This window comes from Pseudaminobacter soli (ex Li et al. 2025), from assembly GCF_029892515.1.
Taxonomy (GTDB): domain Bacteria; phylum Pseudomonadota; class Alphaproteobacteria; order Rhizobiales; family Rhizobiaceae; genus Pseudaminobacter; species Pseudaminobacter soli_A.
In genome coordinates this window covers 420,658-439,188 of record NZ_JARXVF010000002.1, presented here as the reverse complement: position 1 = coordinate 439,188, position 18,531 = coordinate 420,658, and the positions used below count along the sequence as shown (strand labels likewise).

Below are 18,531 nucleotides of genomic sequence, written 5' to 3'. Positions count from 1 at the left end.
GCGCGATTACGTGCCATATAAAAGTCCTTAATCATCTCCTCCGACTATCGGCTGGGTTGACGGGATTGGATGAAGCGTTGCCATGGATCAGCTTCGAGATAGGACGACGAGGGAAGACCTCGCCGAGCGACCGCGGGTTGCCCCCCGCCGCTCGGGCGGATGGCTTCCCTGGCTGATCTTTTTGGCGCTTCTTGCGGCTGCGGGCGCCTATTGGTGGCAGCGGCCTCAGTTCAGTGAGCCGCCGGCAACGCAAAGGCATGCGTCGCAGCCCGTTTCAATCGGCGCGGCCACGGTCGGCACCGGTAACATCAATGTGACGCTCAATGCTCTGGGCACTGTCACGTCGCTGGCCACCGTCACGGTCAAGACCCAGATCGGCGGGCAACTCGTCCAGGTGAATTTCGCAGAAGGCCAGGACGTCAAAAAGGGCGACGTTCTCGCGCAGATCGATCAGCGTCCATTCCAGGCCGCACTGGCCCAGGCGCAGGGACAGCTCGCCCGCGACCAGGCCCTGCTGCAGGGAGCCGAGGTCGATCTTGCCCGGTATCAGAAACTCGCAACGCAGAACGCGGTGCCGCGCCAGACGCTGGACACACAAACGGCACTGGTGGCTCAGTACAAGGGCACGATCGAAGCAGACAAGGCGGGCGTCCAGGCAACATCGGTCAATCTCGATTTCACCACCATCAAGGCCCCCATCGACGGCCGGATCGGCCTGCGCCAGGTGGACGTGGGGAATTACGTGACGCCGGGCGATGCCGGCGGCATCGTTGTGATCACCCAGATCGAGCCCATCAGCGTGGTCTTCACCGTTCCCGAGGACCAGTTGCAGGCCATCGCCCAGCGCCTGCATGAAGGTGCCACATTGCCCGTGATGGCCTTCGACCGCAGCGGCAACAACAAGCTTGCCGACGGGCAATTGCAAACCTTTGACAGCCAGATCGACCCGACCACCGGCACCATCAAGCTCAAGGCTTCCTTCGCCAACGACAAGCGCACGCTCTATCCAAACCAGTTCGTCAACATCGAACTCATCGTCAACGAGCACAAGGACGCGGTGATAGCGCCCACCGCCGCCATTCAGCGCGGCGTGCCCGGCACCTTCGTTTACCTCGTAAATGCCAATGACACCGTTTCGGTTCGCAAGGTCACGCTTGGCGTATTCGAGGGCGAGCGGGTCGAGATCCTTGCCGGGCTGAACCCGGGCGACCGGGTGGTCGTCGACGGTGCCGACAAGCTGCGCGAGGGCGCCAAGGTCGCCGTCCGGCAGGAAGCCCAGACATCGGCACAGCCGACGCAGCCGCAGGCCCAGCCGACGCCACCCCAGACACAGCTGGTGGATCCGGCGCCTTCAAGCAGCACCACGCCGACCCATGAAAAGGGCCAGGCGACTGGCAAGCACCGGCGTTAGGAGCTCGGCCAACCGCAATGAGCCCGTCGCGCCCTTTCATCCTCCGGCCGGTAGCGACAACGCTCTTGATGATCGCCATCATGCTGTCCGGCATGCTGGCCTTCCTGTTCCTGCCGGTCTCCGCACTTCCCCAGGTCGACTATCCGACCATCCAGGTCCAGACCTTCTATCCCGGCGCCAGCCCTGACGTGATGACCTCGTCGGTCACCGCGCCGCTGGAAGTTCAGCTGGGGCAGATCCCCAACCTGAACCAGATGAACTCGGTAAGCTCGGCCGGGGCGTCGGTCATCACGCTCCAGTTCAATCTCGCGATCTCGCTCGACGTCGCCGAACAAGAGGTGCAGGCCGCGATCAACGCTGCCGGCAACTTGCTGCCGGCCGACCTGCCCGCGCCGCCGATCTATGCCAAGGTCAACCCGGCCGACGCGCCGGTGTTGACGCTGGGGCTGACCTCGAAGACCATGCCGCTGCGCGACGTGCAGGAGCTTGCCTACACGCGGCTGGCGCAGAAGATCTCGCAGCTTCCGGGCGTCGGCCTCGTAAGCCTGAGCGGCGGCCAGCGGCCGGCAGTCCGCATCCAGGCCGATCCGCGCAAGCTCGCCGCCTATGGCCTCAACATCGACGACCTGCGCACGACACTCGGGAACGCGAACATCAACGCGCCCAAGGGCAATTTCGACGGCCCCTCGCGGGCTTACACGGTCAACGCCAACGACCAGCTGAAGAGTGCCCAGGAATACGAACCGCTCATCGTCGCCTACAAGAACGGGGCGCCCGTGCGGTTGACCGACGTAGCCACGGTCATCGACGGCACCGAAAACAACAAGCTGGCCGCCTGGATGAACACCACGCCGGCAGTTATCCTCAACATCCAGCGCGAGCCCGGCGCAAACGTCATCCAGGTGGTGGACCGCATCAAGGCGCTGCTGCCGCAGCTTCAGGCCTCCTTGCCCAGTGCTGTCGAGGTGCATCTGCTAACCGACCGCACGACCACCATCCGCGCCTCGGTGCGGGACGTCGAATATGAGCTGACGCTCGCCATCATCCTGGTCGTGCTGGTGATCTTCGTCTTCCTGCGCAGCGCTCGCGCGACGCTGATCCCGAGCCTTTCGGTGCCGCTCTCGCTGGTCGGCACGCTGGGCATCATGTATCTGTTCGGCTTCAGCCTCGACAATCTCTCGCTGATGGCGCTGACCATCGCCACGGGCTTCGTGGTCGACGACGCCATCGTGGTGATCGAGAACATCTCGCGCTACATCGAAGAAGGCTATTCGCCAAAAGAAGCGGCGCTGATCGGTTCCGAACAGATCGGCTTCACCATCATATCGCTGACGGTGTCGCTGATCGCGGTTCTGATCCCGCTTCTGTTCATGGGCGACGTGGTCGGCCGGCTGTTCCGCGAATTCGCCATCACTCTCTCAGCCACCATCCTCATCTCGGCCGTGGTTTCGCTGACGCTGGTGCCCATGGCCTGCGCCAAGCTGCTGAAGCCGATATCGGACGTCCATGAGAACATCTTCCAGCGCGCCAGCCACGACTTCTTCGAATGGGTGATCCGCGGCTATGGCCGCGCGCTGACCTGGGTGCTCGACCGGCAGACATTCATGCTGATGGTTGCGGTGAGCACCCTGATCCTCACCGGCGTGCTCTATGTCGTGATCCCTAAGGGCTTTTTCCCGGTACAGGACACCGGCGTCATCCAGGCGATCACCGAGGCCCCCCAGTCGGTCTCCTACGCCTCGATGGCAGAGCGCCAGCAGGAAGTGGCGGCGGCGATCCTCAAGGACCCGGACGTCGAAAGCCTGTCGTCCTTCATCGGTGTCGACGGCACCAACACGACGCCGAATGTCGGCCGCATCCTGATCAATCTGAAGTCGCATGAAGAGCGCACCGCCGACATCACCACCATCATCAATCGGCTAAAGGAAAGCACGGCCTCGCTTGCGGGGATCACGCTTTACATGCAGCCGGTGCAGGACCTGTCGATCGACGGCACGGTCAGCCGGACGCAGTATCAATTCGTGCTTCAGGACGCGAACGCCGACGAACTCGCGGAATGGACTCCGAAGCTGATCGACAAGCTGAGAAGCCTGCCGCAACTGGCCGACGTGACCAGCGACCTCGCGCAGAGCGGACTGGCGGTCTTTGTCGACATCGATCGCGACCAGGCCGCGCGTTTCGGCGTCACCCCCGCCACCGTAGACAACGCCCTCTACGACGCCTTCGGGCAGCGCATCGTCTCGACGATATTCAGCACTTCCAACCAGTACCGCGTCATCCTGGAGGCTGATCCGTCACTGCAGCAGTCGCTTAGCTCGCTGTCGTCGATCTACCTGCCGACCGCGACAGGCGGCGCGCCTATCCAGCTTTCGGTCGTGGCCAAGACCCATGTCCAGACGGCGCCGCTGCAAATCACCCATATGGGGCAGTTCCCGGCTACAACGGTGTCATTCAACCTGGCGCCGGGCGTGTCGCTGGGCGAGGCAGTCGCCGCAATCAACCGGGCCCAGGCCGATATCGACATGCCGCTCAGCATGATCACGACCTTCCAGGGCGCCGCGCGCGCGTTCCAGGCCTCGCTCAGCAATCAGCTGTTCCTGGTGCTTGCGGCAATCGTGACGGTCTACATCGTTCTGGGCGTGCTCTATGAGAGCTTCATCCACCCGATCACCATTCTGTCGACCCTGCCCTCCGCCGGCATCGGCGCCCTGCTGGCCCTGATGATCGCGGGCGAAGACCTGACCATCATCTCGATCATCGGCATCATCCTCCTGATCGGCATCGTCAAGAAGAACGCGATCATGATGATCGACTTCGCGCTCGATGCGCAACGCAACGAAGGCAAGTCGCCGCGAGAGGCAATCTACCAGGCCTGCCTGCTGCGCTTCCGCCCGATCCTGATGACGACGCTGGCGGCAATTCTCGGCGCGCTGCCGCTAATGCTGGGCACTGGCGTTGGCTCCGAGCTGCGCCACCCGCTGGGCGTCACCATCGTCGGCGGCCTCCTGCTGAGCCAGCTTTTGACGCTGTTCACCACGCCGGTGATCTATCTCTGGTTCGACCGCCTTTCGGCCCGCCTGCAGGGCGCCGAACCTGACTATCCCGAAGGGCGCAGCGCGGATGCAGCGCCATGAACCTTTCGGCCCCGTTCATCCGGCGTCCAGTCGCCACCACGCTTCTGACCTTCGGCCTGCTGATGACCGGGATGGTGGCCTTTCCGCTGCTGCCAGTAGCGCCACTGCCCCAGGTCGATTTTCCGGTCATTTCGGTGCAGGCAACACTACCGGGCGCCAGTCCGGAGATCGTCGCGACGACCGTGGCAAGCCCTCTGGAACGGCATCTGGGGGAAATCGCCGACGTCAACGAGATGACGTCGGCCAGCACGGTGGGCAACACCCGGATCACCCTCCAATTCGGGCTCGACCGCGACATCGACGGCGCCGCACGCGATGTGCAGGCCGCAATCAATGCAGCCCGCGCGGACCTTCCGAGCAGCCTGCGGCAGAACCCGACCTACAAGAAGGTCAATCCGGCCGACGCGCCCATCCTCGTGCTTTCGCTCACCTCGGACACGCTGACCAGAGGCCAGATCTACGACGCCGCCAGCACCGTGCTGGCGCAAAAGCTGTCGCAGGTCGACGGCATAGGCGAGGTCATCGTCAGCGGCAGTTCGCTGCCTGCCGTGCGCGTCGAGCTTAATCCGCAGGCGCTCTACAAATACGGCATTGGACTGGAGGATATCCGGGCAGCGCTTGGTTCAGCCAACGCCCACAGCCCCAAGGGCGCCATCGATGCGGGAACCCAACGCTTCCAAATCTATGCAAACGACCAGGCAAACCAGGCCGATGCCTACCGCTCTCTGATCGTGGCCTATCGCAACGGCGCGCCGGTAAGGCTTTCGGACGTCGGCGAGGTTTCCGATTCTGTCGAGAACATCCGCAACGCCGGCCTTGCCAACGGCAAGCCGGCAGTGCTGATCATCGTCTACCGCTCGCCGAACGCAAACATCATCGCTACGGTCGACAGGGTGAAGGCTTTGATGCCCACCTTGCGGGCATCTATCTCGCCGGCCATCGACCTTGCGCTCGCAGTCGACCGCTCGACGACCATCCGCGCCTCTCTGAAGGAGGTCGAGCAAACCCTGATGATCGCCATCGGGCTCGTGATCCTTGTGGTCTTTGCCTTCCTGCGCGAACCGCGCGCGACGCTCATTCCCATCGTGGCGGTTCCCGTGTCGCTGGTGGGCACTTTGGGGGTCATGTATCTACTGGGCTACAGCCTCGATAACCTGTCGCTCATGGCGCTGACGGTCGCCACAGGCTTCGTTGTCGACGATGCCATCGTCGTGCTCGAAAACATCTCCCGGCACATATCGGCTGGAATGTCTCCCAAGGCCGCCGCCATCAAGGGGTCGCAGGAGGTCGGCTTCACGGTGCTGTCCATGAGCATCTCGCTGATTGCCGTGTTCATCCCAATCCTGCTGATGGGAGGCCTGATCGGGCGTCTGTTCCGCGAGTTCGCGGTGACGCTTTCCACCGCGATCCTCGTTTCACTCGTGATATCGCTCACCACCACCCCGATGATGTGTTCGATCCTCCTGAGAAGCGAGCGCGACCGCAAGCATGGCCTGATCTATCGGTTCAGCGAGCGCATCTTCGACGGCATGCTGGAAGGCTATCGCAGATCGCTTGGATGGGCGTTGGACCGGCCCCGCCTGATCCTCACGGTGCTGCTGACCACAATCGGTCTCAGCTGCTATCTCTATGTAACCGTACCCAAAGGCTTCTTCCCACAGCAGGATACCGGGCGGCTCGTCGGCTCCATCCAGGCCGACCAGGCCATCTCGTTCCAGCTCATGCAACAGAAGCTCGCTCAGTTTGTCGACATCGTGAAGAACGACCCGGCGGTCGATACGGCGGTGGGCTTCACTGGCGGCGGACAGACCAATTCCGGTTTCATGTTCGTCGCGCTGAAACCGCTGGCCGAACGCAAGATTTCAGCAGACCAGGTGATCGGCCGCTTGCGGCGTGAACTTGCGGTCGTACCGGGCGCCACCCTCATCCTGCAGGCCGTTCAGGACATCCGCGTCGGTGGCCGCCAGTCCAATGCGCAATACCAGTACACGTTGCAGGGCGACACTTTCGCGGACCTGCTGGAATGGGCGCCGAAGCTTACGGCGGCGCTGCAGGCCGAGCCGAAACTGACCGACGTCAACAGCGACCAGCAGAACAAGGGTCTCGAGGCCAATGTCGAGATCGACCGCGATACGGCCGCCCGCCTCGGCATCACCGTCAGCCAGATCGACAACACCCTCTATGACGCTTTCGGGCAGCGCCAGGTCTCGACCATCTATGTGGCGCGCAACCAGTATCATGTCGTCATGGAGGTGGCCCCGGAATACTGGGAGAACCCCGAGACGCTGAAGCAGGTCTTCGTCAGCACCGCGGGCGGCTCGGTCGGCGGCTCGCAGGCGACCAATGCGGTCGCTGGCACCTTCGCGTCGCCCAGCCGATCCAACAGCGCGGCCGCAATTGCCGCCGACGCAGCGCGCAACCAGGCAACCAACTCGATCGGAGCGACAGGCAAGACGGTCGCCTCGACTGGGTCCGCCGTGAGCACCCATGTCGAAACCATGGTGCCGCTGTCATCGGTGGCGAAATACGGGCCAGGCAGCACGCCGCTCGCCGTCAATCATCAGGGCCTGTTCGTGGCAACCACGATCTCTTTCAACCTGGCTCCCGGCGTCGCGCTGAGCGATGCGGTTGCGGCCATAGACGCGGCCAAGGCCCGCATCGGCATGCCGTCGTCGATACACGGCAGCTACCAGGGAACGGCCCGCGTCTTCCAGGAATCGCTCGCCAACCAGCCGCTGCTTATCCTCGCCGCACTGCTCGCGGTCTATGTGGTGCTTGGCATCCTCTATGAGAGCTACGCCCACCCGCTGACCATCCTGTCCACGCTGCCCTCTGCAGGCGTCGGTGCATTGCTGGCACTATCGCTCTTCAATATCGAGTTCAGCGTGATGGCATTGATCGGCGTGATCCTGTTGATCGGCATCGTGAAGAAGAACGCCATCATGATGATCGACTTTGCGCTCGACGCCGAGCGCAATGAAAACAAGTCGGCACACGACGCCATCTACCAAGCCTGTCTGCTGCGCTTCCGCCCGATCATGATGACGACGGTGGCGGCACTCTTCGGCGCCATCCCGTTGGCGATCGGCTTCGGCGAAGGCAGCGAACTGCGTCAGCCGCTCGGCATTGCGATCGTGGGCGGCCTGATCTTCAGCCAGATGCTGACCCTCTACACCACGCCCGTCGTCTACATCTACATCGACCGGTTCCGCTTCTGGATTCGGGGGGTGCGCGTGCCTTCGGCGCAACAGTCTAGGCCCCAGCCGGGTGAATGACCAAGATGTCAGAGGATAACTGCCGGCTTTTACTCTTGCGTCGTTGGCAGACCTTTTTCTTCCAAGCTATGTTTTCCGTCTTAGTGTGAGTTGACGCGTTCGAGTCGAGACTGAAGCTCCATGGACGACCGCGAGTTTCGCGGCGTGCTGGGGTGTATGGGTTGTCGAATCCCTGGCTGGACATCGGATGCGTTGCGTCGCTTTCAAGTCGATTGTTCCCCAACTAACGAGACGCAATCGGCAATTCCGCCGCGTCCTGGCCGTGTGCGCGATGAGCCTGGCCATGTCCGGCTGCATCCTGCACTCGGAACATCCTGAAGCCGCGCTCGAGATCCCCTCCGCCTACCGCGGCGGCAAGAACAAGCCGGAAGCAGCCGTTCCGTCGCTCGATTGGTGGCGCGGCTTTCGCTCGGAAGAGCTAACGCAGCTTATCCAGGAGGCGCAAAAGTCGAACCTGGATATTGCGGTCGCCACGGCCCAGATCGTCCAGGCAGACGCACAGATCGGCATCACCGGCGCGGCGCTTTTTCCGTCCCTCACCGGAAGCGGATTCGCTGAAAGGGAGCGTATTTCGGCAACGCGGACGACGCCAGCCACGACGTTTTCGCTGTACAATGTGGGACTCTCGGCGAGCTACATTGTCGACTTCTGGGGCAAGAACCACGCCACGCTCTTTGCCGCCGAAAAGAGCGCCATCGCCAGCCGCTACAATCGCGAAGTCGTCACGGTCAGCAGCATCGTCGCGGTCGCCAACACCTATTTCCAGATTCTCGCCGCGCAGGATCAGCTGGCTGTCGCACGCAAGAACCTGGCAGCCGCAAACCACATCCTTGACCTCGTCAACAAGCAGTTCGCAGCCGGAACGGCCTCGCAGCTCGACGTCTCGCAGCAGGCGGCGGTTGTCGCCACGGTAAGGGCCTCCATCCCGCCGCTGGAAGTGACGCTGAAGCAGAACGTTTCCGCGCTCGCCGTGCTGGTGGCGCGGGCGCCCGCCGACTTTAACGTCAAGGGTCGTAGCCTGTCGCAGGTGACGGTGCCCCGCGTGACGCCCGGCCTGCCTTCCGAGCTCCTGCTTCAGCGTCCCGATATCCGCCAGGCGGAAGCCCAGCTCGAATCCTCGAACTTCAGTGTCGAATCCGCGCGGGCGGCTTTCTTGCCGCAAATACAGCTTACCGGCACGACGGGCTTTCAGAGCCAGCAGCTTTCGCGCCTGTTCACGCCGGGCGCCTGGTACTACACGATGGTGGCGAGCCTGACGCAGCCGATCTTCGACGGCGGCCTGCTGAAGAACCAGCTGATGCAGGCCCGAGGCGTGCAGCTGCAAGATTTGCAGGCCTATCGCAAGGCCGTGCTATCAGGCTTCTCCGACGTCGAACAGGCGCTCATCGCGCTCGAACAGACGACCATCCAGCTAAAGCTGCAGAACGACGTCGTGACGAACTCCCGCAAGGCCTTCGAGATCGCAGAGTTGCAACTGGCCGGCGGCACGGTCAACTTGATCACCGTGCTGCAGACCGAGCAGACCCTGTTCACCGCCGAAACCAATCTGGTGCAAGTCCGGCTGAGCCGCATGCTGGCCGCGACGAGCCTTTTCCAGGCGCTGGGCGGCGGTTGGCTCTGGCCGCTGCATGAGACGCCTGCGCCGACGCCGTAAAGGCATCGTCCTACCTTCATACTTGCTCGATCGAGCTGAAATCGAAGGATTCGCCGGGCGGGTTCTCGCCGATCCGGAGCATTGTATCGCTGATGAAGCGGTACGGCGGCACTGGCAGGTTGTATGGGGCCGGGACGTTCTTGAAGACGCGGCCAGCCAGATCGTACTTCGAACCATGGCACGGGCAGAACAATCCGCCCGGCCAATCCCGGCTGGGATCGGGTGCCGGCTGGAACTGCGGGATACAGCCCAGATGTGTACAGACGCCTACCAGCACCGCAAAGCGCGGATTGCTCGCACGCGCCCAGTTCTTCGCATAGGGCGGCTGCTGCAACACTTCCGAATCCGGGTCCGAAAGGTGTCCTATCAGTTGGGGGTTCTTCAAAGCCTGCAGAGCCGCATCGGGACGATTGATGATGAAGACCGGCTTGCCACGCCAGCGTACGGTGACCTGCTGACCCTCACCAAGCCTTGAAATATCGATGTCCACCGGGCCGCCGCTGGCGAGCGTACTGGCGTCTGGTCGCATATTGTCGATCAGCGGCCAGAGAACGGCCCCGGTCCCGACGACCGCGAAGCAAGCTGTTGCAATGTAGAGAAAATCTCGCCGGTCGCCCGTAGGCGAAGGCACCGGTCGGCCTGAAACAAAGTTTACGGTGGACATGTTCTTCGACGCTCCGATCTGGGATCAACGCGCCAATCACCCCGCCCTTCCTCGGTAGGCCTCCAATGTAACGTCCCGCCCCGAGCCCAGTTCCGCCGCCTCAACGCTATTGCGGTCCCGCAAGCGCCATCTTCGCTCAGCCGCGATCACACGGCATCGCACGCAATCGTGTCGGGCGCCTGCAACCGGCTCGCGATATTATAGTGTACCCTTCCGGAATTGGTGTGGAGGCCGCATAAAGCGAGCAGCATCACGTGTCATTCGATCCGAAATCCTTCCTCGCCAAAGTGAGCGAGGGTCGTTGGGTCGGCCATTACCGCAAGGGCCAGGTCATCTTCTCGCAAGGCGACGCCGCCGACGCGATTTACTACATCGAAAGCGGCGGGGTAAAAGTCACTGTCGTTTCCGAGCAGGGCAAGGAAGCCGTCGTGGCCATTCTCGACAGCGGCGAATTCTTCGGCGAGGCCTGCCTTGCCGGGCAGGTGCAGCGCATGGAAACGGTCATCGCCATGATGGAGACGGTGATCGTGGGGCTGGAAAAGGCGGCCGTTCTTCGCCTCATCCGCTACGAGCCCGCCTTTTCGGAAATGTTCATCGCCCATCTCATCGAGCGGATGACCCGCGTCGAATCCGACCTTATCGACCAGTTGTTCAACTCGAGCGAAAAGAGGCTTGCGCGCCTGCTTCTGCTCTTGGCGCATTTCGGCAAGGACGATACATCCGAACCGACCATTGCGCGGATCAGCCAGGAAACGCTGGCCGAGATGATCGGCACGACCCGCTCACGTGTCAGTTATTTCATGAACAAGTTTCGCCGGTTGGGCTTCATCGACTACAATGGCAGCATCGAAGTCCACAGTTCGCTCCTGAACGTCATCATGCACGACCAGTCCAAGGGCAAGCGCTGAAATGCCGCGCCGATAAGTGGACGGAAATCGGCAAATTTTCCTAACGCTGTATAATTTTGCACAGTCCCCATCCTGCCGCGGGCGTAGCATCCGGGCGCAGGAATGGATCAGCTTCTGACGTTGGGTTCGGTTCTGGCGTCTGAAGTGCTCCCTTCCTCCAAATTTCGGAGGCATGAAGATGTCTATGTCGATCGAAAGTCTTGTGACCATATTGGTGGTCGGTCTCGTATTAGGGTGGCTGGCCGATCAGATAGTGCAAGGTGCCAGGTTCGGAATGGTCGGTGACCTGATCATCGGAATCGTCGGTGCCTTCCTCGGCTTCTGGCTGCTTCCGCTGCTGGGCGTCCATATTGGCGCAGGTCTCACGACCGTCGCCATCAATGCCATCATCGGCTCGATCGTGCTGCTGGTGATCGGCAGGATCGTCCACGATGCGGGCTCTTGGCAGCGCGAGCACTGGGGCAAGCACTCCTGACCAGACCGCAGCCTGACGCATAACCGCGGGAGACCGCGGCAGGCTGAGATATTGAGGGCCGGCGGGCAGTCATAAAGCGGATCGCGACTTTGCGACCGTCTAAATCAAGAACATCAGCGCGCGCCCGATCCGTCGGGCGCGCCAATTGCCGTCAAGCCGCCGCTTCGCGGCTGATGAACTGCCGGAAACGCTCCGACTTCGAGTTGGCGAACACGTCCTGCGGTGCGCCGTCTTCCTCGATCCGTCCCTGATGCAGGAAGATCACCCGGTTGGAGACATCGCGGGCAAATCCCATTTCATGGGTGACGACGAGCATCGTGCGGCCCTCATCCGCCAGCGAGCGCATGACGCGCAGCACCTCGCCGACTAGTTCCGGATCGAGTGCTGAGGTCGGCTCGTCGAAGAGCATGACCTTCGGCCGCATCGCCAATGCCCTTGCTATAGCCGCGCGCTGCTGCTGTCCGCCCGACAGGTGCGAGGGATAATGGTTGCGCTTGTTGGCGATACCCACCTTCTCCAGCAGCGCTTCGGCCTCGTCGATGCACTCCTTGCGCGGCCGCTTCTGCACATGGACCGGCGCCTCGATGATATTTTCGAGGATCGTCATGTGGGACCAGAGATTGAAGCCCTGAAAAACCATGCCGAGCTCGGCGCGGATGCGTTCCACCTGATGTCGGTCGGCCGGCCGGTTCACGCCTTTCGCCTTCTCCATGCGGATCGTTTCGCCCGAAACCGTCACGGAGCCTGAATCGGGCACCTCCAACAGGTTGATGCAGCGCAGGAGCGTCGACTTGCCCGACCCGGAAGAACCCAGGATCGAAATGACCTCGCCCTCACGCGCCGTGAGCGAGACGCCCTTCAGCACCTCGAAGCTGCCGAAGCTCTTGCGCAGATCGTCGACGCGGAGCGCCACGGATGCGTCCTGGACGGCGTTCATTAGGCTTCTCCCTTTGCGGAAACGAGCAAGCGTTCAGGTGGCTGGCGCAGATGCGGCGTCAGCCAGTATTCGGCCAGCATGACCAGTCTGGTGAGCAGGAAATTGATCGCCAGATAGATGGCGCCAGCCACGACGAACACTTCGACGGTCCGGTAGGTCTCGGCGATGATGGTCGCAGCAACGCCGGTAACATCCATCAGAGTGATGATCGAGGCGAGCGAGGTTGCCTTTACGGTAGCAATGATCTCGTTGCCATAGGCCGGTAGCGCCTGGCGGATGGCTAGCGGCATGACGATGCGGCGGAACCTCAGCAAAGGCGACATGCCGCAAGCGCGTGCTGCCTCGATCTGCCCGTTCGGGACCGCCATTAGTCCGCCGCGAATGATCTCGGCCACATAGGCGCCGGTGTTCAGCGTCAGCGCCAGAATTGCGCACCAATATGGCTCGCGCAGGAAGGGCCAAACGAAGCTGTGGCGGATGGCGGGGAACTGGCCGAGGCCGTAATAGATCAGGAAGATCTGGACCAGCAGCGGCGTGCCGCGAAAAACGAAGATGTAAAGCCGCGCCAGGCCGTCCACTGACCGGATGCCCGACAGGCGCATGAAAGCAAGGCAGGTGGCAAGCACGCTGCCAAGAACCATCGACAATGCGCCGAGCTCGAGTGTGAGCGGTATGGCGCCGACCAGCTTGAGGAAGGTCTCGGAAAGAAAATTCCAGTCCATCAGCCCCTCCTGACGCCACGCGAGAGCCGCCGCTCGCCAAGTCTCAGCACGAAGCCGGAGAAGGTCGAGATCGCGAGATAGAGCGCGCCCGCGATAAGAAAGAAGTCGAAGGGCAGACCAGTCGATCCGGAACCGATCTGGGCCTGGCGCAGAAGCTCGACGACGCCAGTGACCGACACCAGCGCGGACTCTTTCAGCACCACCTGCCAGACATTGCCCAAGCCAGGCAGCGCATGGCGCAGCGTCAGCGGCGCGATGATGCGCCGGAATCTGAGCCACGGCGACATGCCGCAAGCGACCGCCGCTTCCAGCTCGCCCTTGCTCACCGCCCTGAACGCGCCGCGAAAAACCTCGGTGTGGAAAGCGCCCGAAGTAACGCCGACCGCCAATGAGCCAGCAAGGAACCCCGGCAGTCCGATGAACCCTTCGGCTCCGAAATATTTGCCAATGGCCGTGACCAGCGCGCTGCCGCCGAAATAGAAGAGATAGATGACGAGCAGCTCGGGAATGCCGCGTAGGACGGTGGTGTAGCCATCGGCCAATACCCGCAGCACGCGGCCGCCGGCAATCTTGGCCCAGGCCACGAATACGCCGATGACGCCGCCGACGAAAAAGCCGGTCACAGCGACGGCAAGGGTCATCAGCGCCCCGGCCAGAAGTGCTGCGCCCCAGCCCGTCGGGCCGAAACTGATGATGTCAAGAAATCCAGGTTCGTTCATGAGGCTGGCGGTCTGTGGTTGATCTCGACTTGAGAGGCGCCATAGTCGTCTGCATCGCAGCGAAACGATCTCCTATGGCAGCTTTGGTGCGGCTTTTAGGCATCAGGCTGCGGCATTTGGGTCTCGATCCGTCACGTCTTTCCCCTCCCTCAAGGACGTCGCCCGACCGGAGCCGGGCGACAGATGAAATCCAGTCTAGACGTTGAACTGGAAGCCATCGACCGTGAACGTCTGGCCGGTCATGAAGCAGGGCTCCGACGTTGCCAGGAAGGTCACGAGCTTTGCCACGTCGTCGGCGCAGCCCAGCCGGCTGAGCGCGATGCCCTTGATCACTTCCGGCTCGCGCTCGGTGACGTTGGTATCGATCTCGGTCTTGATGACGCCCGGGCAGATCGCATTGATGTGGATCTTCGAGCCGAATTCCTTGGCGAGCGAGCGCGTCATGCCGAGGATGCCCGCCTTGGCGGCGGCATAGGCGAACTTGCTGACAGCCGCGGTGACGCCGCCCGAAAGCGCATTGAGCGAGGACATCGACACGATGCGGCCACCGCCCTGCTCCAGCATGATAGGCGCGAAATTCTGGATGTAGTTGAAGCAGCTCTTCAGATTGATCGCGATCGCGCGGTCGAACTCTTCTTCCGAGATTTCCAGGATGCCCGTCGGCGCCGAGCGGCCGGCATTGTTGAGCAGGAAGTCGACGCGGCCGAAATGCGCCGCAACGTCCTTGGCGATCTCCTGCGTCCGCGCATAGCTCGAAACGTCGGCGATGTAGAACTTGACCTCGGAGCCGAGCGCACGAGCCTCGTCGCTGGTCCGGGCGAGTTCCGGTTCGAGAAGATCGACCAGCGCCAGATCATATCCCGCGCGGGCAAGATCCAGCGCGCAGGCCCGGCCTATGCCGCGTGCCGCACCAGTGACAACCGCGACTTTCCGAACGTTGGGCATGACGTCTCAAAACTCCTTTATTTCCTTGACGGCTTCATGTTAGAAATTCATCGTTATTCATCAATCAGAATATGGTTCATGTATATGAACGAACGGGACAGTTCTGAAGTCAAATCGGCGGTGCGTGTGCTGGAGCTTTTGGAGCTTCTGTCACGTGCAGAAGAGCCGATGACGCTGCGCGCCATCGTCTCCGAACTCGGCTACCCCAAAAGCAGCACTTTCAATCTTCTGGCCACGCTGATCTCACGCGCCTATGTCGTGCGGGTCGAGCCTGAGAGCTACAAGATCCACGATGCGTTCCGGAACGGGCCCGGCTGGGCCAGCGGCCGCGACGCGCAGCTGATCGCCACTGCCCAGCCGATCATGGATGCGCTGCGCGACCTGGAAGGAGAGACGGTGTTTCTCGGAACGCGCCGCCGCGACGGCCGGGTGAGGATCTTGTCCAAGAGCGTCAGCCGGCAGGCAGTGCGGTTCGATTCTGACCTCTGCGGCACCGACCCCGCCTATTGCACCGCCATGGGCCGCGTGCTGCTCGCCTCCTGGGCGTCGCATCGCGTCGATGCTTATCTGGCGCGCGAAAGGCTGGTGAAGATCACCGATTACACGGTCATCGATAGGTTGCAGCTGCGCAAGATCTTTGAGGAAACGCGCCGCAGCGGCTTCGGCGTCAGTGACCAGGAGGCCATTCTCGGCGGGTCCGGCGTTGCCGCGCCGGTGCGCGATAGCTCGGGCGAAGTCATAGCTGCCCTCAACATCGCCACTGTCTCCCCGCGTTTCGACGCCTGCAAAGACAGGCTCTCCCAGGCCGCTATCCGCAACGCGGCCGAACTCAGCTACCGCCTTGGTTTCAAAGGCTCCAACACAAGCGAAACATAAGCATGGAAATTCAATTCAACGGGAAGAATGTGCTCGTCGCCGGCGCTGCACGCGGCATCGGCAATGCCATCGCCATGGCATTTGCGGATGCGGGCGCGAGTGTGCTGGCAACGGACGTCCTCGAGACCGAACTGCAGGCGCTGCGGACGCAAAGCGGCGACCGAATCGAGACGGACCGCCTCGACGTCACCGACGAGAACGACATTCGCCGCTGCGTGGAAGCGCAAGCCGAAAAGGGACGGCACTTCGACGTCTATGTCCACGTCGCAGGCGGCGTTCTGGGCCAGAAGCGCAAGCCGCTTGAAGAGGTGACGGGCGCCGAATGGGACCGCATCTATGACGTGAATACCAAGGGCGCCTTCCTGGTGGCGCGCGCGCTGGCGCCTTCGATGAAGCAGCGCAAGCAAGGCAAGATCGTCATGATCTCCAGCGGTGCCGGCCTCGGCGTCAGCCTCACCGGCATCCAGGCCTATGCCAGCGCCAAGGCCGCGCAGATTGGCCTGACGCGCCAGCTCGCACATGAGCTCGGGCCCTTCGGCATCAATGTGAACGCGGTCGCGCCCGGCTTCCTGCGTACCAGTCCTGACTATGAGCGGCAGTGGGCTTCCTATGGCGGCGCCGGCCAGCAGGCGATGATCGACGAGATCCCACTGCGCCGGATCGGTGAGCCGGAAGACATCGCCAATGCCGTGCTCTTCCTCGCCTCCCCGTTCGCCAGCTGGATCACGGGGCAGACCCTGTCGGTCAATGGCGGCCCGACCTCCTGAGAGAATTGCAATGGATAAAGTACTCGACACTTGGAACTGGCCCGAAGAACGCTGGCGCGGCGTGCTCAACCACGTGCGCGCCGGCCGCAGCCTGAAGCCTGCCTCCTGGGCAGATGGCGCGCGCTGCGCGGTGGCGCTGTCCTTCGACAGCGACCACGAATCCTTCGAGCTGCGCGACGGCGGCAAGTCGGTCAGTGCGCTGTCGCAGGGCCAGTTCGGCCCGCGCCAGGGCATTCCGCGCATCCGTGCGCTTCTCGAACGCTACGACATCAGGGCGAGCTTCTTCGTACCGGCTGTCTCGGCGATGCTCTATCCCGACGAGCAGCGCGGCCTGGCAGCCGCCGGAAACGAGATCGCGCTGCATGGCTGGATCCACGAGCGCAATACGCTGCTCGACGGCGCAACCGAGCGCGAGTTGCAGTTGCGCGCGGCCGACAAGCTCGAGGAGATCGTCGGTGTCCGGCCGGTCGGCATCCGCACTCCTTCCTGGGATTTCAGCGCACACACGCTGCAGATCACCAAGGATATGGGCCTGCTCTACGACTCCTCGCTGATGGCAGATGTCGATTGCTATGAGCTTTTGATGGACGGCGAACCGACCGGCGTGGTCGAGCTCCCAGTGGAGTGGATCCGCGATGACGCGGCCTATCTGATCATGGACCGCTGGGGCGGCCTGCGTCCGCAGATCGCGCCGGCCGACATCCTCGGCATATTCATGCGCGAGTTCGACGCGGCCTATGCCGAGGGCGGCCTTTTCCAGCTCACCATGCATCCCGACATCATCGGGCACCGCTCGCGCATTTGGCTGCTGGAAGAACTCATCCGCCACATCCGCAGCCATCCCGGCGTGTGGTTCGCCACCCATGCCGACGTGGTGCGCCACGCCAAGCAACACGCGGTCTAGTACCGCAAGCAGCGGTCTAGCATCCTCCCAAGCACTGACCGCAAATGAAAACGGCCGCCGGATTGGCGGCCGTTTTCTATTTCAGGTTATGCCTGTAATCAGGTGCGCGGGCTGACGTCAGCGCCGAACCACTTTTCGGACATCTGCTTCAGCGTGCCGTCGTCGCGCATTGAGTCGATGGCCTTGTTCAGGATGGCCTGCAGCTCTGGCTCGTTCTTGCGGATACCCATGCACACATTGGTGGCCATGATGCCGCCGGTGAGCAGCGGGCCGCTGACCTTCAGCGCGCCGCCGCTCTTCTTGGCGCGATCGACGACGAAGACGACATTGTCGAATTGGCCATCGAGGCGGCCGCCCTTGAGGTCGAGCTGGCTCTGCTCGGAACCCTTGTAGCTGCGCACCGTGGCCACGTCCTTGAAGTTCTCCTCAACGAACTGAAGCTGGCTGGTGGACAGCGAGGCGCCGAGCGTCGAGCCCTTCAGCACGTCCTTCAGGTCCTTGAGGGCCTGCTTGCCTTCCTCGGTGTCGATCGAAAGATGCTCACCGGTATGCGGCAGTTCCGCCAGCGGGCCGTCGGCGCTCACCAGGAAGGTGTTCGGGGTGATCGCATAGGGATCGGTGAAGTCGATCACTTCACGGCGCTTCGGGTTCGGGCCCATGGTCAGCACGACATCGAACTTGCCGGCGACGAGCGAGGGAATCTGGCTGTCCCAGTCCTGCGCCACGATCTTGCAGTCGAGCTCGGCGCGCTTGCAGACTTCCTTGGCCACATCCAGGTCGAAGCCTTCGAGCTCGCCGCTCGGCGTCGTTGCATTGAAGGGCGGGAAAGCGCCTTCGACGCCGACGGTGACCGTCTTCCATTCCTTAGCATGGGCGATCCCGGCTGCCGGCACGCCCAAGGCCAGCACAGACACAAGCGCCATGAGCGAACGTCTGCTGATCATTACAATTCCTCCAATTGCCTTCACGAGGCCCGATAGATTGACACAATGGCGAGACAAGACAGCGCCAAGAACCCGCCTGTCATATAGGTTACGACTCTTTCTCTGTTCTTTCAGGAGAATGTCGTTCATGTCCATGAACACCCATCCATGAACGGCTAACGACTTCACCCTTCCACAGACGCGAGTTCGCGCCCCT

At 62.4% G+C, this 18,531-nt stretch carries 15 protein-coding genes; 9 read left to right on the top strand and 6 right to left on the bottom strand.

Annotation, left to right across the window (positions count from 1 at the left end):
- Positions 1-82: 82 nt before the first annotated feature.
- The 4 genes from M2281_RS12890 to M2281_RS12875 all read left to right on the top strand — a co-directional run bounded on the left by M2281_RS12890 (position 83) and on the right by M2281_RS12875 (position 9,474).
- Positions 83-1,411, top strand: coding sequence for an MdtA/MuxA family multidrug efflux RND transporter periplasmic adaptor subunit (locus tag M2281_RS12890; protein WP_280821548.1), 1,329 nt, complete (start codon positions 83-85; stop codon positions 1,409-1,411).
- 17 nt (positions 1,412-1,428) lie between these two features.
- On the top strand, positions 1,429-4,545 hold the full coding sequence (locus M2281_RS12885; protein WP_280821547.1) for an MdtB/MuxB family multidrug efflux RND transporter permease subunit: 3,117 nt from the start codon (positions 1,429-1,431) through the stop codon (positions 4,543-4,545).
- Complete coding sequence (locus tag M2281_RS12880; protein ID WP_280821546.1) at positions 4,542-7,820, top strand: efflux RND transporter permease subunit; 3,279 nt, start codon at positions 4,542-4,544, stop codon at positions 7,818-7,820. Before M2281_RS12885 ends, M2281_RS12880 begins: the two co-directional genes overlap by 4 nt.
- 187 nt (positions 7,821-8,007) lie before the next feature.
- On the top strand, positions 8,008-9,474 hold the full coding sequence (locus M2281_RS12875) for an efflux transporter outer membrane subunit (RefSeq protein WP_280821545.1): 1,467 nt from the start codon (positions 8,008-8,010) through the stop codon (positions 9,472-9,474).
- Positions 9,475-9,490: 16 nt separating this feature from the next.
- Here the strand turns inward: M2281_RS12875 and petA are convergent, their stop codons facing one another.
- Positions 9,491-10,138: a ubiquinol-cytochrome c reductase iron-sulfur subunit gene (petA, locus tag M2281_RS12870; RefSeq protein WP_280821544.1), complete on the bottom strand. Its 648-nt coding sequence runs from the start codon at positions 10,136-10,138 to the stop codon at positions 9,491-9,493.
- Between the two features lie 254 nt (positions 10,139-10,392).
- On the opposite strand from petA, the gene M2281_RS12865 reads away from it, so the two are divergent.
- Complete coding sequence (locus tag M2281_RS12865; RefSeq protein WP_280821543.1) at positions 10,393-11,046, top strand: Crp/Fnr family transcriptional regulator; 654 nt, start codon at positions 10,393-10,395, stop codon at positions 11,044-11,046.
- Positions 11,047-11,224: 178 nt separating this feature from the next.
- Positions 11,225-11,521, top strand: a complete 297-nt coding sequence (locus M2281_RS12860) for a GlsB/YeaQ/YmgE family stress response membrane protein (RefSeq protein ID WP_280821542.1) — start codon at positions 11,225-11,227, stop codon at positions 11,519-11,521.
- Between the two features lie 151 nt (positions 11,522-11,672).
- Here the strand turns inward: M2281_RS12860 and M2281_RS12855 are convergent, their stop codons facing one another.
- The 4 genes from M2281_RS12855 to M2281_RS12840 form a co-directional block, all read right to left on the bottom strand.
- Positions 11,673-12,458: an ABC transporter ATP-binding protein gene (locus M2281_RS12855; RefSeq protein WP_280821541.1), complete on the bottom strand. Its 786-nt coding sequence runs from the start codon at positions 12,456-12,458 to the stop codon at positions 11,673-11,675.
- A complete protein-coding gene (locus M2281_RS12850; RefSeq protein WP_280821540.1) occupies positions 12,458-13,180 on the bottom strand; it encodes an ABC transporter permease in 723 nt (240 codons plus the stop codon). Before M2281_RS12850 ends, M2281_RS12855 begins: the two co-directional genes overlap by 1 nt.
- Complete coding sequence (locus M2281_RS12845) at positions 13,180-13,899, bottom strand: ABC transporter permease (protein ID WP_280821539.1); 720 nt, start codon at positions 13,897-13,899, stop codon at positions 13,180-13,182. Before M2281_RS12845 ends, M2281_RS12850 begins: the two co-directional genes overlap by 1 nt.
- Positions 13,900-14,094: 195 nt before the next feature.
- Positions 14,095-14,844: an SDR family NAD(P)-dependent oxidoreductase gene (locus M2281_RS12840; RefSeq protein ID WP_280821538.1), complete on the bottom strand. Its 750-nt coding sequence runs from the start codon at positions 14,842-14,844 to the stop codon at positions 14,095-14,097.
- Between the two features lie 78 nt (positions 14,845-14,922).
- Here M2281_RS12840 and M2281_RS12835 point away from each other — a divergent pair, with 78 nt between their 5' ends.
- Genes M2281_RS12835 through M2281_RS12825 form a run of 3 tightly spaced genes read left to right on the top strand, consistent with a single transcriptional unit; the run spans position 14,923 to position 17,391 of the window.
- Positions 14,923-15,720, top strand: coding sequence for an IclR family transcriptional regulator (locus tag M2281_RS12835; protein ID WP_280821537.1), 798 nt, complete (start codon positions 14,923-14,925; stop codon positions 15,718-15,720).
- Between the two features lie 2 nt (positions 15,721-15,722).
- Positions 15,723-16,487, top strand: coding sequence for an SDR family NAD(P)-dependent oxidoreductase (locus tag M2281_RS12830; RefSeq protein WP_280821536.1), 765 nt, complete (start codon positions 15,723-15,725; stop codon positions 16,485-16,487).
- 10 nt (positions 16,488-16,497) lie between these two features.
- Entirely contained in the window at positions 16,498-17,391 is an 894-nt protein-coding gene (locus M2281_RS12825) for a polysaccharide deacetylase family protein (RefSeq protein ID WP_280821535.1), read from the top strand.
- Positions 17,392-17,489: 98 nt separating this feature from the next.
- On the opposite strand, the gene M2281_RS12820 is transcribed toward M2281_RS12825, so the two are convergent.
- A complete protein-coding gene (locus M2281_RS12820) occupies positions 17,490-18,335 on the bottom strand; it encodes a transporter substrate-binding domain-containing protein (protein ID WP_280821534.1) in 846 nt (281 codons plus the stop codon).
- Positions 18,336-18,531 lie beyond the last annotated feature (196 nt).

Bases quoted from the DNA above. Each gene is read 5' to 3' on its own strand.
- M2281_RS12835 (WP_280821537.1), top strand. From the start codon at position 14,923: ATGTATATGAACGAACGGGACAGTTCTGAAGTCAAATCGGCGGTGCGT.
- M2281_RS12860 (WP_280821542.1), top strand. From the start codon at position 11,225: ATGTCTATGTCGATCGAAAGTCTTGTGACCATATTGGTGGTCGGTCTC.
- M2281_RS12820 (WP_280821534.1), bottom strand. From the start codon at position 18,335: ATGATCAGCAGACGTTCGCTCATGGCGCTTGTGTCTGTGCTGGCCTTG.
- M2281_RS12830 (WP_280821536.1), top strand. From the start codon at position 15,723: ATGGAAATTCAATTCAACGGGAAGAATGTGCTCGTCGCCGGCGCTGCA.
- M2281_RS12880 (WP_280821546.1), top strand. From the start codon at position 4,542: ATGAACCTTTCGGCCCCGTTCATCCGGCGTCCAGTCGCCACCACGCTT.
- petA (WP_280821544.1), bottom strand. From the start codon at position 10,138: ATGTCCACCGTAAACTTTGTTTCAGGCCGACCGGTGCCTTCGCCTACG.
- M2281_RS12840 (WP_280821538.1), bottom strand. From the start codon at position 14,844: ATGCCCAACGTTCGGAAAGTCGCGGTTGTCACTGGTGCGGCACGCGGC.
- M2281_RS12890 (WP_280821548.1), top strand. From the start codon at position 83: ATGGATCAGCTTCGAGATAGGACGACGAGGGAAGACCTCGCCGAGCGA.
- M2281_RS12850 (WP_280821540.1), bottom strand. From the start codon at position 13,180: ATGGACTGGAATTTTCTTTCCGAGACCTTCCTCAAGCTGGTCGGCGCC.
- M2281_RS12875 (WP_280821545.1), top strand. From the start codon at position 8,008: ATGCGTTGCGTCGCTTTCAAGTCGATTGTTCCCCAACTAACGAGACGC.
- M2281_RS12885 (WP_280821547.1), top strand. From the start codon at position 1,429: ATGAGCCCGTCGCGCCCTTTCATCCTCCGGCCGGTAGCGACAACGCTC.
- M2281_RS12825 (WP_280821535.1), top strand. From the start codon at position 16,498: ATGGATAAAGTACTCGACACTTGGAACTGGCCCGAAGAACGCTGGCGC.
- M2281_RS12855 (WP_280821541.1), bottom strand. From the start codon at position 12,458: ATGAACGCCGTCCAGGACGCATCCGTGGCGCTCCGCGTCGACGATCTG.
- M2281_RS12845 (WP_280821539.1), bottom strand. From the start codon at position 13,899: ATGAACGAACCTGGATTTCTTGACATCATCAGTTTCGGCCCGACGGGC.